Source organism: Alkalicoccus luteus (genome assembly GCF_012034335.1).
Taxonomy (GTDB): Bacteria; Bacillota; Bacilli; order Bacillales; family Salisediminibacteriaceae; genus Alkalicoccus; species Alkalicoccus luteus_A.
On sequence record NZ_JAATHJ010000017.1, the window covers coordinates 14,846 to 31,718 of the forward strand.

Here is a 16,873-nt window from a genome sequence, read left to right on the forward strand (position 1 = left end):
AGCCTTAAACGAAAACAGAGACCCGCGACGGACACGGGTCTCTGTTTGTATTTATATTAGAGAAGAATTTCGATGTCAGCCTGGTCACGCAAATCCTGCACGTACTGATTTTGACGAATCTGCATTTCGATTTCTTCTTGCACATCTTCAAATTCAGCTTCAGCCATTTGAGGATCGCTCATAGCCTGCATTTCAAAAGCTTCACGCGCTTCTTCCTCATCTACTTCGTATTCTTCTTCAACATGATCCATGGAAAGCAGCTGTTCAACGAGATTCATTTCGCGAATTTCATTTTCAAGCTCTTCTTCCGTGTATCCTTGTGATTCTAATGCTTCCTGAAACTCTTCATCTGAGCCGAATGCACTTTGAATTTCTTCATATTCTGATTCGACTTCATCTTCATCTGCTTCAAGCCCTTGCTCTTCAGCTTCCTGAGCCATTACGCGTTGATTGATGAGCTGATCCAGAAACTGCTGTTGAAACTGCATCATCATCATAGAAGATTCTTCATCTTCCATTTCCTGTTCAGCGAAAATCTGTTCGAACTGAGCCAGCTGTGCCTGAAGTTCGCCACTCTGAATTTCTTCACCATTAACGACCGCAACCGGCTCTTCAGGGTCGCGTTCCATGAATTCAGCAGCTTCATCCGGATCCATATCTTCAACTGCTTCTTCATTCATGCCGTCGTCTTCACCATTCATTGCATCGTTCATGTCATTATCTTCATCCGGCGTATCAGCATTTTCGCTGTCATTGTCGATGGATTCTTCGATATTGTTGTCAGTATTTCCGTTGTTTTCGGCATTATCAGCGTTGTTCTCGTTCCCGCAGGCTGCTGCAAAAAGCAGAGTAGAGAGTGAGAGAGCAAGCATACCGTTTCTAGTTGTCTTTTTCATTTGATTAATCAACCTTTCTGTATATGTCCCATTGCTACAATAACTGTATCATAAATAAAAGATAGTAGGCAATTTAGCGATTCTATAAAAATAACGAATCTGCCCGGCAGGCGGACGATAAGCTCTTGACATCCCGATATGACATGAATGAAACCTCTCGTGATATATCATTCGTTCGGGTGCGTGCAATCTCAAAAAAAAGCCGTCCATTTAGGCGGACGGCAGCCTGTTTTTACAATTCAATTGACGTAACAAACTGAATTTCTTCAATCCGAGAGAATGCTTCCAGAACGTCATCCTGACATTCTTTATCAGTTGTAAGAAGCATGATAGCCTGTCCGCCTTCTTCTTTGCGGCCTACCTGCATGGTAGCTATATTTACGTCATGCGTTCCGAGCAGCTGACCTACTTTACCGATTACACCGGGGCGGTCATTGTGTCTGACATAAAGCGTGTGCTTGGCAGGCTGAAAATCGAGCTGGAACTGATCAAGCTGTACAATGCGGGGACCAATTTCTGCACTGTGTGTGCCATGAATAATGAGCTTATTTGATTCACCAAGGATCTCTGCCTTGAAAAAGTTTTTGTACCCGTTCGCATCATTTTCGTGAATTTCAGAAACATCCACTTCCCGTTCCTTGGCGATGACGGATGCATTCACTTCATTTACGTAGTCGTCCATTCTGTGACGAAAAAAACCTGCAAGAAAGCTGCGGCTGAAGAGCCCGGTTTCCTGATGAGAGATCTCACCGGCATAGCTGATGTTAATTTGTTTAACCGGCTCTTTGAACAGCTGTGAGGCTGTTTCGCCAACTGTTTTCGTCAGCTTGGTGAACGGAGAGAACTTTTCGAACGCGTCCTGATCCAAATAAGGAAGGTTGAGAGCATGCGGGGCAGGCCTGCCTTCTAAGTATCCCAACACTTCCTGTGAAACCGATTCTGCAACATTTTGCTGTGCCTCAGTAGTGGAAGCTGCAATGTGCGGAGTGGTAATCACCTGATCGAGCGAAGAGAGAGGATGTTCAATCGCAGGTTCTTCAGCAAAAACATCTACTGCAGCGCCGCGTACATGTCCGCTCGTTACCGCGCGGTAAAGGGCTTCCTCATCAATGATACCGCCGCGCGCACAGTTCAGAATAAACACACCGGGCTTGGTCGAAGCCAGCGTTTCATCGTTTAACAAATGACGGGTTTCTTTCGTGAGCGGCGTATGAACCGTCAGAATATCACTTTGACTCAGTGCATCCTCAAGTGAGACCGCTGTAACATGATTTTTTTCTGCACGGGATTTTGTCAGAAAGGGATCGTACGCAAGTACATTCATTCGAAAGGCTCGAGCCCGCTGAGCAAGCTCTGCTCCGATTCGACCAAACCCGATGATACCAAGCGTTTTCCCGTACAGCTCTGCTCCCTGGTATTTTTTGCGGTCCCAGCGGCCTTCTTCCATCGAACGGTTCGCCTGAGGAATATTGCGCACGAGAGAGGCCATCATCGCAAATGTATGTTCAGCCGTTGAAATCGTATTTCCGTCCGGAGCATTTACCACGACAACACCATGATTTGTAGCAGCATCCAGATCAACGTTATCGACTCCGACTCCGGCACGGCCGATTATTTTTAAGTTAGGCATGCTGCGAAGCAAGTCGGCTGTCACTTTTGTTGCACTGCGTATGAGAAGAGCGTCAACCTCTTCCAATGGAATTTCCGTCTCGTGTACGTTTTCCTGCACAACATTTACGGAACTGCTGTCCAGGATCGGACGAAGACCGTCTTCACTCATTGCATCTGAGACCAAAACCGTATAAAGGTTCTGATCCAGCTTGACTGCTTGTTTCACGTTCACTGCACATCATCCTCCATTTAGGGTACTCAACTGATTGTCTTATACTAACATGAAAATCTGATTATTTGGACGTTCACGCTCAAAAAACAAAAGTTTTTTCGGAGTAGACGAGAAGTCCGACCAATGGTAGCGCTGTCATCTGCATATAAGAGTGTCTAATCAGAGACAGGCAAGGAAACTATCTTAAAAATGGTTTGCTACAGAAGGGGGTGTCCATTCGTGATTATCGATCAATATTACTTGCAGCAGGCTTATATTTACGACAAAAAAAGTCCTGTATCAGCGTGCGATACAGGACCGGGTAAAGAAGTCTATTCAAATTTTAGTGCGTCACCGTCAAATGGTTCATCGGCGATTTTAATTGAATCTGTCGGACAGCCATCAAAGGCGTCTTCCAGGTCTTCATACAGATCCTCAGGCACTGCTTCCGTTCCTTGATTATCATCCAGAATCACATAAGCGATTCCTTCATCGTCATAATCATAAATATCCGGAGCAGCTGCACCGCAGGCGCCGCATGCAATACAGGTGTCTTTATCGACAATCGTGTATTTAGCCATTTCCTTACCTCCTATATAAGTATCTTCCAAAAGCCATAGCGGCTGGAATTCGTAACGATTCGTACTTCCTACGATGTTTAATTGTAAAGGTTCTCCTTAAAGATTTCAACAGGCAAAGCGAATACGCTTAACCAGTCCGCTGGCGCAGCCGGTTATTTTTCTTTAGAATAGAAGGCAAAGCAATTGAATCGCTGATGTCGGGGAGGTGGACATGTTGAAGGGTTTACTGCTGCACGTGATTTCCAAACTTCAGAAAAGCAGGTCTGCTTCTGGAGCCGTTCATATACTTAAGGGGAAACGTTCTGCACAGACGATACAGGACATTGAGCTGTTTCAATTAAATCAATGGGCCGGTGCCGCGAGATGCTGGAAGGGAAAAGATCTTGCTGCATTGGCAGAACAGCTGTATAACGAGAAAATGATCACAGGAGATAATCGCCGTTCTGCAGTGACAGACAAAGGGTATCATCTGTTAAAGCAGACAGCATGGATGAATGAGCTGTATTTTCAAGGCCGTGAATATGAATGGACCGGATTTGCTGAAGTGTTCTGGCGGAAGCTGAATTTAACGGTGCAAGCTGCTGGTTCCCTTGCTTCGACTAACAGAGGCTTTTTGCCGGTTTACGCTGAAGCCGACGAGCGTGACGCGGTTCGCAGTATTATTAAACGTGCTGGCAGCAGACGTGTGAACAGACTGATTTACGAGAAGCTTGATCAGGAGCTGCGTCAGCTCCCGGATAAAAGTGCTTTAATCTTTGTCTCCAGACTTGCAGGAAATCAATCGCAAGGAAAGACGGTAAAACAGCTGGCAGGCAGCATGCCGGAAGAAGAAGTTTATTTACGTTGGCGCAGCGTCATTCACCAGCTGATGAGTACGGAATGGCCTGAGGAATTTCTGCCGCTTATTTCGCACGTCAAGCAGCAGTCAGCCTTAACAAATAGTGCGGTTAAAACAAGGGCACTCGTAATGAATGGGAAATCAAAGGATGAGATTGCAGCTGAGCGCGGGTTGAAATCGAGCACCGTTGAAGATCATCTCGTCGAGCTCGCAATGTTTGATTCCGCTTTTCCGGCTGCCAGGTATATTCCGTCTGAAAAGCTGAAAGAACTCACCGTGATTCTTCAAGATGCCGGTCAGCAGGCCAGTTTAAAAGATATAAAAGAAACCGCAGGTGATAAGGGAAGCTACTTTGACATCCGCCTTGCTGGTGCTTTAATGAAAAACCGAAAGGAGGGGAAGCTTTGAATGCGAAAGAACTTTTGCAAGGTACTCCTTTTAAGGAGTTCCGGCCAGGACAGGAGAATGTCGTCACGTCCATTTTAAATGGGCGTGATACGCTTGCTGTGCTTCCTACCGGTTCCGGAAAAACATTATGTTATCAGCTTCCAGCAGGTATTTTGCCGGGCCTCACGATCGTCGTTTCCCCGCTGGTATCGCTGATGGATGATCAAGTAACTCAGCTTAAAATGAACGGTTTTCAAAAAGCAGCCGCACTTCACGGAAATAAACAGCCGGAAGAAAAAAAGCGAATATGGCAGCAGCTTTCCCAGCTGAAGCTATTATATGTTTCTCCTGAAATGCTTGCGGTTGACAAGATTAAGCAGCGGCTGCAAAAGCTTACAGTGTCACTGCTCGTAGTGGACGAAGCCCACTGTATTTCTCAATGGGGACATGAATTCCGGCCCGATTATAAAAGCCTTGGAGAGGTCAGAGAGGAGCTCGGGAACCCTGTGCTGCTCGCTTTAACGGCCACTGCATCAGAGCTTGTAAGGACAGATATTGCTTCATCCTTGCGGCTTCATCATCCCTTGATTGAAGCTCATTCTGTCAACCGGGAAAATATATTTATTGCAATAGAGAGAATGAACGAACCAACGAGCCGGCAGCAGCATCTTTTGAAGCTGGTTGCAGCATCAGCAAAACCTTGTATTATTTATACGGGAACGAGAAGAGATGCAGAAGTCTGGAGCAGCCTTTATAAAGGACCCTCTGCTTTTTATCACGGAGGAATGAATGCTGAGGACCGCAATAGTATTCAGGGTCAGTTTTTATACAATGAGATTGACGTGCTGTTTGCAACGAGCGCATTTGGAATGGGGATTAACAAACCCGACGTCCGGACCGTTGTTCATGGGTATATGCCGGCATCGGTCGAACAATATGTGCAGGAAATTGGCAGAGCCGGAAGAGATGGTAATAGAGCGATCGCTCATGCGGTCGTTGCTGACAGAGACATGATGCTTCCATGGCATTTTGTTGAGATGGAAATTCCCGGAACAGATTGGATGAGAAATGTCCTGCTGCCTGCTGCAGAAGCTAACAAAGATCTGACACAGGTTGTGGAGGATGCAGCCTTTGCAGAGCATACAGCATCGCTGTTAATAAGCCGGTTCAATGAGAATAACAGGGAAAAGACCGGGCAGGAGATTGTTGAAGCACTGATCCAGCAGTTTGATAAACGCAGACAGGAGCGGGCTGAACAAATCCGGCAAATCACAACTCTTTGCAATTCCACCTCGTGCTATCGAAAACAAATTTTGAGTTATTTTGAAGAGGTTCCGTATTCCGCAGAAGAGAACTGCTGCTCTAACTGTCATGCAAACCCTCACATTGAATCGTTACCACCCCGTCAACGATCAGTGGATAACTGGCAGGAACTGCTGAAGAATAAATTGCACATTGGAGCCGGATAACGTGAAGCGTGAGATGCTGGATCAGTTAACTGACAAAGAACTGTACGCAAATCTGTATGCCACCCAGGGATTTATGCTCGCAGCAGCGCTTGCAGGCGCCTTTTTTCTGACTGGCTCCATATTCACCCCATTTATAAACATTTCCTGGCATACGTCAGCTATTCTTGCGGGAATAGCATTTGCAGCGGCGGTCATTCTGTTGGAAATTCTTTTTTACAAAACGCTTCCCCCACGCTGGTTCGATGACGGTGGAGTCAATGAACGAATTTTCCGGCATATGCACCCTGTTCATATCGCTGTGGTAAGCCTTATAGTAGCAGTGTGTGAAGAGGTGCTTTTCAGAGGGGTTATTCAGGAACAGTTTGGACTTATAGCAGCGTCATTATTATTCGCTCTGATACACGTGCGGTACCTGAAAAATATATTTCTGTTTTCGTTTGTTGTTATAATGAGTGTTGGACTGGGTCTGCTTTACGAGTGGACCGGAACACTTCTCAGTGTAATCCTTGCACACTTTCTTATTGATTTTATTCTAGGGTTGCTTATACGCTATAAAGTACTCTCATAGAGAGGTGGCACAATCAGTCAGACTCAGGCGAAGCTGACTGATTTTCGCAGAAGGACTATAGTTTTTCCTGTCATTAGGTGGTAAGGTATAGGCAGGTATAAAAAGGGTGGTGGGACTATGAGTGAACAGAGAGCAGAAACGCTGACGGAAGAACAGGAAGAAACTCCGTTTCCTTCCAGAAGAGACAAGCACAGCAGTAAAAGTACTCCGCGCAGAAAAAAGAAGAAGAAAAAGAAAACCGGAAACGTTCAGTTTCCACTCGTACGTATCTGGCTCGTCTTGTTTTTTACAATTGTTGCAGCGATGTTCACTTATCCTGTATGGATCGAGCAAATCCGCTGAGGTGTTATCAGCGGATTTTTCAGCGTCAGCATACCGTCTTTCACACCCTTCCGGACGTTGGCTTTTGAAATAATGCCCGTTCATAATATGCGATTCTTTGACAGCGCTTTCACAGAACGGATTGCAGATCTTAAGCTAAGTAAGATATGATGGAAAAGGCAGAGAAAAAAGCAAGCTGTCAATTACCAAAAGAGGTGATGTTATGAGCAGAGTTCCGTCAGATATTGAAATTGCCCAGAAGGCATCAATCAAACGTGTAAAACACATAGCAGAGGATCTCGGTATCCCCGAAGAAAAACTGGAGCCATACGGCCACTTTAAGGCAAAGCTGCCGCTGGACTTAATCGATGAGAAGCCGGAGGCTAAAACGATTTTGGTAACAGCAGTTAACCCGACACCGGCCGGAGAAGGTAAATCAACAGTTACGGTCGGGCTGGGGCAGGCATTAAATAAAATTGGTAAAAAAGCTGTCGTTGCATTGCGGGAACCTTCACTTGGCCCAACAATGGGAATGAAGGGCGGGGCCTGCGGTGGCGGGTATTCTCAAGTAATTCCTATGGAAGATATCAATCTTCATTTTACAGGTGATATACATGCGATAACGACTGCTCACAATGCGCTTACAGCTATTATGGATAATCATATACATCGAGGCAATGCGTTAAACATCGATGTCCGAAAGCTTACCTGGAAGCGCGTAATGGATATGAACGATCGCTCACTCAGAAATATAGTAGCCGGGCTCGGCGGACCACTCCAGGGTGTACCCCACGAAAGCGGCTTTGACATCACCGTGGCCTCCGAGATTATGGCCATCCTCTGTCTTGCAGACAGCCTTGACAATTTAAAAGAGCGTTTAGCACAGATGGTGGTCGCCTATACGTTTGAAAATAAACCGGTTACCTGCGGCGATCTGAATGTAGAAGGTGCACTGGCGCTGTTGTTAAAAGACGCTATTAAGCCAAATCTTGTTCAGACGCTGGAAAACACGCCGGCATTAATTCACGGGGGACCATTTGCAAACATCGCACATGGTTGTAACAGCGTTATCGCAACGAAGATGGCAGCATCACTCGGAGATTATGTCGTAACGGAAGCCGGATTCGGAGCAGACCTCGGAGCAGAAAAATTCCTGCATATCAAAGCGGCTTCTTCAGGGGTGAAGCCGAATCTGGTCGTTGTTGTTGCGACGGTGCGGGCACTGAAAATGCACGGCGGTGTTGATAAAAACCAACTGAAAGAAGAGAACGTGGAAGCTCTGCGTGCCGGAAGCGCTAATTTACTAAAACATGCCGAAACGCTTCGATCATTCGGGCTCCCTATTCTCGTCGCGGTAAACCGGTTTGTGCACGATACGGATGAGGAAATGAACGCACTTAAGCAAATCTGTTCCGATCATCATATACCGGTTGAAACTGCTGAAGTCTGGGAAAAAGGCGGTGAAGGGGGGCGCGCACTTGCGGAAAGAGCAACGTCGCTGATAGAAGAAAAAACGGCCGCTTTTGCGCCATTATATCAGGCTGCAGATTCACTGGAACAAAAAATCGATACGATTGTTAAGAAGGTATATGGCGGTGAAGGTGTAGTGTTTTCCAACAACGCATCAAAGCAGTTAAAACTGTTTAAAGAAAACGGATGGGACAGTCTGCCGGTCTGCATGGCAAAGACACAGTATTCTTTATCTGATGATCCAGCCGCACTCGGCAGGCCGAAAAACTTTACTGTAACCGTTCGTGAACTGCGTATATCAGCAGGAGCCGGATTTGTCGTCGTGTTGACAGGAAATGTGATGACAATGCCGGGACTGCCTGAACGTCCCGGAGCTGAAGACATGGATGTAACTTCGGACGGAAAAGCACTTGGTTTATTTTAAATCGTATACAGCCGCACCGGAGACAACTGTCTCCAGTGCGTTTTTTATATAATCAAAGCTGCGGCCATCTTCTGTGCCAGTTTCATAAGAAGTTTGTTTCGACAAACCATAAACCTGCTTCATGACCGTTTTTTACTGGTTTAGCAGGCATTGATAAAGCAAGCGGAACAGGAATAATCGTTAGTATGCAGGCTAATGGCAAGACCTGTGAAGCATTCAGGACAGCCTGTTGATTCCTATACTATGGCGCACGAAAAGTAAAGGAAGGCTTCTTTTTTCCTTTATGCACAAGCATATGATAGAATATGACTAACAAATGTACAAACCTTCGGGAGGGCGTAATGAAGCGTATAATCGGAGTTGCTGCTATTCTGGCAGGCATACTGCATATGCGCTGGCGGGCGAATGCTACCCAAATGCTGGAGCATTCAGTTTCTGTTTCTCATGCTGGCATGAAGTGCCGGCTTCTTTTTATAAGTGATCTTCATTCCCGTCGGCTGCGGAAGAATGATATCCAATTCTTCCCTAAACCTGCAGACGCTGTTATCATTGGCGGTGATATGGCAGACTCTGAGACAGCCGTGTCCGTCATCCGTGACAATTTAGTGCTTTTAAAAGAAATTGGTCCAATTTATGCAGTTAGAGGTAACCATGATTTCCGGCGGCTGCCGCTTTTGCATGGCTTTTACGAAAAATTCGATGTCCGGCTGCTCGTCAATGAATGGGTGCAGCTTAAGAATGGTCTTATACTGGCCGGAAGCGATGATGAATTGGCAGGCAAGCCACATAAGCTGATGTCGATTCCGATGAAAGCTTCAGGTCCTTTTATCTGGATCTGCCACAATCCGAGAACGCCGCTTACAGTGCGTTTAAATCGACGGCCCGATCTCATTTTAAGCGGTCATACGCACGGCGGCCAAATTCGTCTCGGTCCTTTTGGACTCGATGAAGTAGGAGGCATGAAAAGTCGTTTTCGAACAAAACTGCTGATTTCAAACGGATACGGGACGAGAAAAATCCCGCTTCGGTTAGGGGCCCCTCCTCATATTCATTCAATAAATATGATTAATCATCATTAGCTCCGCTTGAAAACAGTCGGAAAGTGCTATAATCTTAATGACGTATGCAACGAATATAGAAAAAGCAGGTGACGCAGGTATGGGTGAACCGCAAGGCAAATATAACATTAAAGCTGTATCCAACCTACTAGGCATTCATGCGGGGACTCTCAGGGCCTGGGAGCGGCGTTACAACATGATTGAGCCAGTCCGTAATGATGCAGGCCACAGACTTTATACGGATGAGCACGTCAGGATCTTAAAATGGATTGTCAACAAGGTGGAAAACGGTTTTACGATCGGACAGGCTGTTGATCTTCTCAATAAGCAGGAAGAGCCGGCCTTCATTGAACATGATCCTCGCTATTCGAATCAAATGGACCTGTTAAAAGAGCAGTTGTTATTTGAACTGCTGAAATTTCATGAAAGTAAATCAAACGAACTCATTGACCGGGCATTCAGCATGTTCTCAACAGAAAAAGTACTGATTCATATTCTGGGAGGAATCATGCAGGAAGTAGGTCTGAAGTGGGAGCGTGGTGAAATTCTTACCGCCCACGAGCATTTTGTCACATCACTTTTACGAACTAGGATCGGGATGGTGTTTCACTCGCTGCCCGTCAATGGGTTTCTTCCGAAAGTGATTTGTGTCTGCGGTCCGGATGATTCGCATGAAATCGGACTTCTCATTTTTACGTATTTTCTTAAGCAGAGAGGATACGAAACAATTTATTTAGGTGCAGGTATTCCGGGAGAAGACGTTAAAAAAGTAGTGGCTGAGGTGGATGCAAAAATGGTAGTGATTGCATCGACGATCCCGGCGCATCGAGAGAAAGCTGTAAAACTCGCGGATGATATTCATCAGTCGAACCTTATCAAAGTAGGACTTGGCGGTCATGCTGTCGATCAGATGAGCCGCGATGAGAAGCTTGCATGCAGAGAATACTTAATTGGCAGCTCGGAAACAGAATGGCGTGAATGGCTGAAAGAAAACTAGGCTCTAGCGCTGACAGGAATAATACCATAATCGTCCGGACTTCGCCTGATAGTGGCTGGTCCGGACCTTTTTATGGGCAGGCGTCAGCAGCACCTGCCAACCATCGAAGCCTTTCAGGCCGGCGTAAACCGGAGTTTGATGCAGAGTTCGGATGCTTCAACTTTAACTGCCTGCACGAAGGCGAATTTGATGTTTTCCATACAAGCAGCAGTCAGAAGATTCGAATATATCCTGCAGAAGCAAAAAGAGTGTGGAAAAATGGATTACACTTCTTTATAGTAGGTAGTGAAGGCAGATAGTATTAGAGACGACACGCAGGGGTGAAATGAATGGATGAAAAAGCTAAAGCTCCAGTAGCAGCTGACAAAAAAGATAATGTACTGGACTCGACCCAGACCGTTATTCACAAAGCACTTGGGAAGCTTGGCTACTCAGAGGAAGTTTTTGAATTGTTAAAAGAGCCGATGCGCATGATGACTGTACGAATACCAGTACGTATGGATGATGGTTCTATTCAGATTTTTACCGGGTTCCGGGCTCAGCACAATGATGCTGTCGGACCGACAAAGGGCGGCGTACGTTTTCATCCGGATGTTACGGAAACAGAAGTGAAAGCGCTGTCAATATGGATGAGTCTGAAGGCCGGCATCGTGGATCTTCCTTACGGCGGGGGAAAAGGAGGCATTATCTGCGATCCCAGAAAAATGTCCTTCCCAGAAGTGGAACGGCTCAGCAGAGGATACGTCAGGGCAATTTCACAAATAGTAGGTCCTACCAAAGACATTCCTGCCCCGGATGTACAAACGAATTCACAAATCATGGCTTGGATGATGGATGAATACAGCAGAATGAAGGAGTTTGACTCCCCTGGATTCATCACAGGAAAACCACTCGTGCTGGGCGGATCTCAGGGCAGAGAATCTGCTACAGCAAAAGGGGTTACCATTTGTATCAGAGAAGCTGCGAAACGAAGAGGAATTAACCTTGAAGGTGCGAGAATCGTTATTCAGGGGTTTGGTAATGCAGGCAGTTTCCTGGCTAAGTTTATGCATGAGGCCGGTGCAAAGGTAGTCGGTATTTCCGACGTTCAGGGCGCTCTTTACGATCCGGAAGGTCTGGACATCGATTACTTACTCGACCGGCGTGACAGCTTCGGCACTGTATCAAATCTCTTTAAAAATACGATCTCGAATGAAGAACTGCTTGAGTTGGAATGTGATATTCTAGTTCCTGCTGCGATCGAAAATCAAATCACAGAAGAAAATGCGAACCGCATTAAAGCGAGTATTATCGTGGAAGCAGCAAACGGACCTACTACTATGGTTGCCACTGAGATTCTTTATAACCGCGGCATTCTCCTGGTGCCGGACGTTCTTGCGAGCGCGGGAGGGGTAACCGTTTCTTATTTTGAATGGGTTCAAAATAATCAAGGTTATTACTGGACGGAAGAAGAGGTCGAAGAACGACTTGAAAAAGTGATGATTAAGGGATTCGATAATGTGTATCGGGTCGCACAGATGCGTAACGTCGATATGAGACTGGCAGCTTATATGGTCGGCGTGCGTAAAATGGCTGAAGCAAGCCGATTCAGAGGCTGGATTTAAAGCATGAAAATTGAGGCTTGTCTTAACCAGTCTCGCTAAAACCAAAATGAACCGGCAATCCTCTTGAGAGATTGCCGGTTCATTTTGATGACATAAAGGTTATCGGCTTTGATTATATAAGTATATGCTGCACAGAGCGTCATACTAATTGCCGCGCAGGCTTTAACGATACCGCCGTTTTATGGTAACAGAACGAAACGGTGTAACAATGCTCTCATACACGAATGTTGGTGCGGTTTGATGAGCGGACATGCGCTGCTGCCGGGAAAGAATACGTGGACGTAATGCAGCCGGGCCAGGAAAAATCGCAGATCCGTGAATTTATAAAGACTCTTTAGCTGTATTTTTGAGTTTCTCGTCTGGATCATATAAAATAAGGAGCAGTTCAGATGCAGGAAAGGAGCCGATAGGCTTGAAAAGCGAAACAGTTATTATCATTGGAGCGGGGCCATGCGGTCTTTCTGCAGCAATCGAGCTCCAGAAACGCGGTATTGATGCTCTAATATTAGAAAAAGGAAACCTCGTTCATGCAATATATCAGTATCCGACTCATCAGCAGTTTTTCAGTACGAGTGAGAAGCTTGAAATTGGTCAAGTGCCGTTTTACAGCACAGAGCGGAAGCCGAAGCGAAATGAAGCGCTCGTTTATTACAGACGAGCTGCAGAGGAATACAACTTGCGTATTCACCCTTACGAAAAAGTAACAGAAGTGGAAAAAACAGAGAGTGGCTTTGCTGTAACGTCAGAGCATAAAGATAAACAAAAGCGTTATCAGTGCCGATATGTTATAGCTGCAACTGGATATTACGGATCCCCTAATTTCATGAAAATTCCTGGTGAAGATCAGGCGCATGTGCATCATTATTTTCACGAAGCACATCCTTACTTCAAACGAAAGGTAACAATTATTGGCGGGAAAAATTCTGCGGTCGACGCTGCACTTGAACTCGAAAAAGCTGGTGCAGAGGTTACAGTGCTCTACAGGGGAAGCGATTATTCGAAAAGCATTAAACCGTGGATTCTGCCTGAGTTTGATAGTCTCGTCCGTCACGGAAAGATTGACATGGTATTTGAAGCGGAAGTATGCCGGATCGAGTCTGAATGCATTGTTTACCGGAAGGACGGTGTCGAGCACAGACTTCAAAGCGATACAGTATTTGCGATGACCGGTTATCGCCCTGACCACCGTTTCCTGCGCCATATGGGAGTTGCCGTCGATGAGAAAACCGGCAGGCCGTCTTTTCATTCGGAAACAATGGAAACGAATGCAGAAGGCATTTATATTGCCGGCGTCATTGCTGCCGGGAATAATGCAAATGAGATATTTATTGAAAATGGGCGGTGGCACGGTAAGCTTATTGCGAAGTCGGTACAGGAAAAAGAGGTACAGCCGAGTCATTAGCGGGAGAGCTGGCATGCTCTCCCGGCACGCTTTTTTATCAGAATTTACTGGCGGCTGCACATTATAAACCTGCACGCTCGCAGCTGACAGCTTCTTCAATTGGCTGTTCATTTAGTTTATTGATCAGGAGAGGAGCTTACAAGATTGAAAAAAGTAACGGTATTGACCACAGGCGGAACAATCGCGAGCAGTCGGAATGAAAAAGGCAGACTCGAAGCGGGTATTTATACGGGCGAAGAGCTGGCAGCTAAACTGCGGCTGCCCGAAGATATTGAAGTTAAGGTAGTTTCCGTTCTTCAAAAAGCAAGTATACATATAACACTGTCGGATATCGATCTGTTAAGGGAGCAGATCCAGGAAGACGGCTGGTCAGATGGATTTGTTGTTACACACGGAACAGACACATTAGAAGAGTCTGCTTATTATTTTGATCTGACATATAACGGTGACCGGCCGGTCGTCTTTACAGGCTCTCAGCGTTCACCGGATCAGCTTGGCAGCGATGCCTTTATTAATCTGCGCCATGCTGTTTATACTGCTGCATCTTCACAGGTATCCGGAATAGGAACAGTAGTTGTTTTTAATGAACGAATTTTTTCTGCAGAATACGTCAAGAAAGAACATGCATCCAATGTACAGGGCTTTAACGCATTCGGATTCGGTTATCTTGGCATTATTGACAATGATGTCGTTCACATGTATCAGCGACCAATTCGAAGAGAATATTTTTCCGTAAATCAAGCTGCTTCTCCGCGCGTCATTTTAATTAAAGCACATGTAGAAGCGGATGATCTGCTGATAAATGCGTGTATTGATAAGCATGTGGACGGAATTGTACTTGAGGGGCTTGGACGAGGACAGGTCACAAAAGAACTGGCTGCGGCTTGCGGACGCGCGGTAAGGGCGGGAATTCCAATTGTGCTGACAACGGCTTCTGAAGAAGGACATGTTTATACGACTTATGACTATGAAGGAAGCGCATATGATCTTATAAATAAGGGAGTGCTTCTTGGCAGGGACGCCGACAGTAAAAAAGCCCGCATCCGCTTAACGGCATGCTTGAAAGCCGGACTCAATCCAGTTGATTATTTCGGCCCGATTGATCATCCTGCCACATAAGCACGGCGAACAGCAATGATGTAAAAGCAGGAGGGGTCGGGAATGCTCAGTTTACTGGCGGCGGCTGTGGCTCCGGCACTGGCGCTTCTATTTTATTTCTATTTAAAAGATGAATTTGAACAAGAGCCTGTTCATATGGTTATCCGCTGTTTTTTGTTTGGTGCTCTGTTGGTTCTGCCTGTAATGTTTGCTCAGTACATTATCAGTACAGAAACTACTCTTGCTCAGACACAGTCCGGGACAGCGGCAGTGCCTGCACTGCTGGAAGAACTTTTTAAGTGGTTTACGGTGCTTGCTGCTGTCTACACTCATATCCATTTTAATCAGCGTTACGACGGGATTGTGTATGCTTGCGCAGTAGGGCTGGGATTTGCTTCTGTTGAAAATATCTTTTATCTGCTCGAGTACGGTCTCGACTATGCTTTCATCCGAGCCGTTTTTCCGGTTTCCGGACATGCACTTTTCGCTGTCGTCATGGGTTATTATATCGGCCGGGCTAAGTTTGGCAGACATCGGAATCTGAATCTTTTCCTGGCTTTGGCTTTTCCCGTTTTGCTCCATTTCAGCTATAATTTTCTTGTCATTTCACGCGATGCTGCGGCATTCACAGCCGTACCATTTATGATTGGGCTGTGGATTCTAGCAATATGGAAGGTGAAAAAGGCAAACCGTCTTCAGCGCTCCGCTCTGCACATTTCTTGAATAAACGGACTATGCATTGTATAGTAGGGAGCAGAAAAGGGTGAGCTTTATACCTGTATGGAAGGGACGTGATTTTTTGCCAGAAACAAAACAACGCTTTAAAGTCGTGATTCGATGTCAGGACTGTGGTGAAAAGTATATCCTCCGAGGGCGTCCTAACGAGAACGGAGGATTTGACACAGGATTTAAACGATGCGTCTGTAGTAACGAGTACCGCTTTGATATAGACGTGGCACCGGAATAAATTATGTCAGCTGTGTTGACTGTGGACTCGAACTAAAACTTACAGAAAAGATCCGTTCAGAAAAAGGGTTACTGAATATTACCGAATGACAAGAAGCTGCCCGCTGGAGGCGGCTTTTTTGCATCTGCAAATACATTCAGCGTTCTAACTGAGCTGACCTTTTCTGAGTAGAACAGCTGAAGAGCTGGATCAGATCGATACGAATGGCAGTAGGAGGATGAGGAACATTCTGGTATAATTAATATAACTATTTAACCAGGGAGATGGGGCTATGATAAAGGCAGGAACACCTGTGGAGATGGAACTGAAATCTGGTTCAGAAGATTACAGCAAGTTAAGAAGCAAAGTGCTCGACCTTCAAAAAGGATATATTTTTATTGATTATCCTGTTTCCATAGAAACCGGCCGTCCTAAGTTTTTTCTGGAAGGAACTGAATTCACCGTTTCGTTTGTTGGACAGGATGAAGCGGTTTATATGTTTGAATCCTCCGTTGCGGGTCGTGTAAAGCGTAAACTGCCGATGCTGATCCTTAAACATCCACCTTCAGAAGAGTATCGAAGAATTCAGCGCAGGCAGTACGTACGAATTGACTGCTCATTAGACTGCGCATTCCGGAGCGACGCCGGCGAGTTCGACCCTTTCACAACCATTACGCTGGACTTGTCCGGGGGAGGCATGTCCTGTGTACTGCCATCCCGTCATCCGTTAAAGGACAATACCAGAGCAGATATTTGTCTGGCACTGCCGTTTAAAAATGGAGAGACAAAATACGTGGAGGCACATGTCAGAACAGTTCGCATCATTGCTTCCGACTATCAGACTAAAGCATCTTTTGAATTTCATGAGCCGCCGGAAAGCCTGCGGGAGCTTATCATTCGGTATATTTTCGAGCAGCAGCAGGAAGCAAGAGAGCGCGGATTAGCCTGAGCGATGAAGCATACAGCATGACTGAATGACAGAAGAAAGATTC

At 45.9% G+C, this 16,873-nt stretch carries 15 protein-coding genes; 12 read left to right on the plus strand and 3 right to left on the minus strand.

Annotated elements, in window-relative coordinates; all coding sequences use genetic code 11:
• Positions 1 to 56 precede the first annotated feature (56 nt).
• The 3 genes from HCN83_RS11320 to HCN83_RS11330 form a co-directional block, all read right to left on the minus strand.
• Positions 57 to 896 (minus strand): SurA N-terminal domain-containing protein, encoded by an 840-nt coding sequence (locus HCN83_RS11320; protein WP_168007371.1) that lies wholly within the window; start codon positions 894 to 896, stop codon positions 57 to 59.
• A gap of 232 nt (positions 897 to 1,128) precedes the next feature.
• Positions 1,129 to 2,733: a phosphoglycerate dehydrogenase gene (serA, locus tag HCN83_RS11325; RefSeq protein ID WP_425483616.1), complete on the minus strand. Its 1,605-nt coding sequence runs from the start codon at positions 2,731 to 2,733 to the stop codon at positions 1,129 to 1,131.
• Between the two features lie 317 nt (positions 2,734 to 3,050).
• Entirely contained in the window at positions 3,051 to 3,299 is a 249-nt protein-coding gene (locus HCN83_RS11330; protein WP_168007373.1) for a ferredoxin, read from the minus strand.
• 211 nt (positions 3,300 to 3,510) lie between these two features.
• On the opposite strand from HCN83_RS11330, the gene HCN83_RS11335 reads away from it, so the two are divergent.
• The 12 genes from HCN83_RS11335 to HCN83_RS11390 all read left to right on the plus strand — a co-directional run bounded on the left by HCN83_RS11335 (position 3,511) and on the right by HCN83_RS11390 (position 16,830).
• The gene (locus HCN83_RS11335; RefSeq protein ID WP_168007375.1) at positions 3,511 to 4,545 is read left to right on the plus strand and encodes a helix-turn-helix domain-containing protein; all 1,035 of its coding nucleotides are present in this window, start codon (positions 3,511 to 3,513) and stop codon (positions 4,543 to 4,545) included.
• Positions 4,542 to 5,993 (plus strand): RecQ family ATP-dependent DNA helicase, encoded by a 1,452-nt coding sequence (locus HCN83_RS11340; RefSeq protein WP_168007377.1) that lies wholly within the window; start codon positions 4,542 to 4,544, stop codon positions 5,991 to 5,993. The genes HCN83_RS11335 and HCN83_RS11340 overlap by 4 nt, the downstream gene beginning before the upstream one ends.
• 1 nt (position 5,994) lies before the next feature.
• Positions 5,995 to 6,561, plus strand: a complete 567-nt coding sequence (locus HCN83_RS11345; protein ID WP_343033719.1) for a CPBP family intramembrane glutamic endopeptidase — start codon at positions 5,995 to 5,997, stop codon at positions 6,559 to 6,561.
• Between the two features lie 117 nt (positions 6,562 to 6,678).
• Complete coding sequence (locus HCN83_RS11350) at positions 6,679 to 6,903, plus strand: hypothetical protein (RefSeq protein WP_168007379.1); 225 nt, start codon at positions 6,679 to 6,681, stop codon at positions 6,901 to 6,903.
• Positions 6,904 to 7,105: 202 nt separating this feature from the next.
• A complete protein-coding gene (locus tag HCN83_RS11355) occupies positions 7,106 to 8,776 on the plus strand; it encodes a formate--tetrahydrofolate ligase (RefSeq protein WP_168007381.1) in 1,671 nt (556 codons plus the stop codon).
• A 341-nt stretch (positions 8,777 to 9,117) separates the two neighbouring features.
• Positions 9,118 to 9,855: a metallophosphoesterase gene (locus tag HCN83_RS11360; RefSeq protein ID WP_168007383.1), complete on the plus strand. Its 738-nt coding sequence runs from the start codon at positions 9,118 to 9,120 to the stop codon at positions 9,853 to 9,855.
• A 37-nt stretch (positions 9,856 to 9,892) separates the two neighbouring features.
• Complete coding sequence (locus HCN83_RS11365; protein ID WP_246238207.1) at positions 9,893 to 10,831, plus strand: MerR family transcriptional regulator; 939 nt, start codon at positions 9,893 to 9,895, stop codon at positions 10,829 to 10,831.
• A gap of 329 nt (positions 10,832 to 11,160) precedes the next feature.
• On the plus strand, positions 11,161 to 12,435 hold the full coding sequence (locus tag HCN83_RS11370) for a Glu/Leu/Phe/Val family dehydrogenase (RefSeq protein ID WP_168007385.1): 1,275 nt from the start codon (positions 11,161 to 11,163) through the stop codon (positions 12,433 to 12,435).
• Positions 12,436 to 12,847: 412 nt separating this feature from the next.
• On the plus strand, positions 12,848 to 13,837 hold the full coding sequence (locus HCN83_RS11375) for a YpdA family putative bacillithiol disulfide reductase (protein WP_168007387.1): 990 nt from the start codon (positions 12,848 to 12,850) through the stop codon (positions 13,835 to 13,837).
• A 144-nt stretch (positions 13,838 to 13,981) separates the two neighbouring features.
• Complete coding sequence (locus HCN83_RS11380; protein ID WP_168007389.1) at positions 13,982 to 14,956, plus strand: asparaginase; 975 nt, start codon at positions 13,982 to 13,984, stop codon at positions 14,954 to 14,956.
• Positions 14,957 to 14,998: 42 nt separating this feature from the next.
• On the plus strand, positions 14,999 to 15,658 hold the full coding sequence (gene prsW / locus HCN83_RS11385; RefSeq protein WP_168007391.1) for a glutamic-type intramembrane protease PrsW: 660 nt from the start codon (positions 14,999 to 15,001) through the stop codon (positions 15,656 to 15,658).
• Positions 15,659 to 16,173: 515 nt separating this feature from the next.
• Positions 16,174 to 16,830: a flagellar brake protein gene (locus tag HCN83_RS11390; protein WP_168007393.1), complete on the plus strand. Its 657-nt coding sequence runs from the start codon at positions 16,174 to 16,176 to the stop codon at positions 16,828 to 16,830.
• The last annotated feature ends 43 nt before the right edge of the window (positions 16,831 to 16,873 follow it).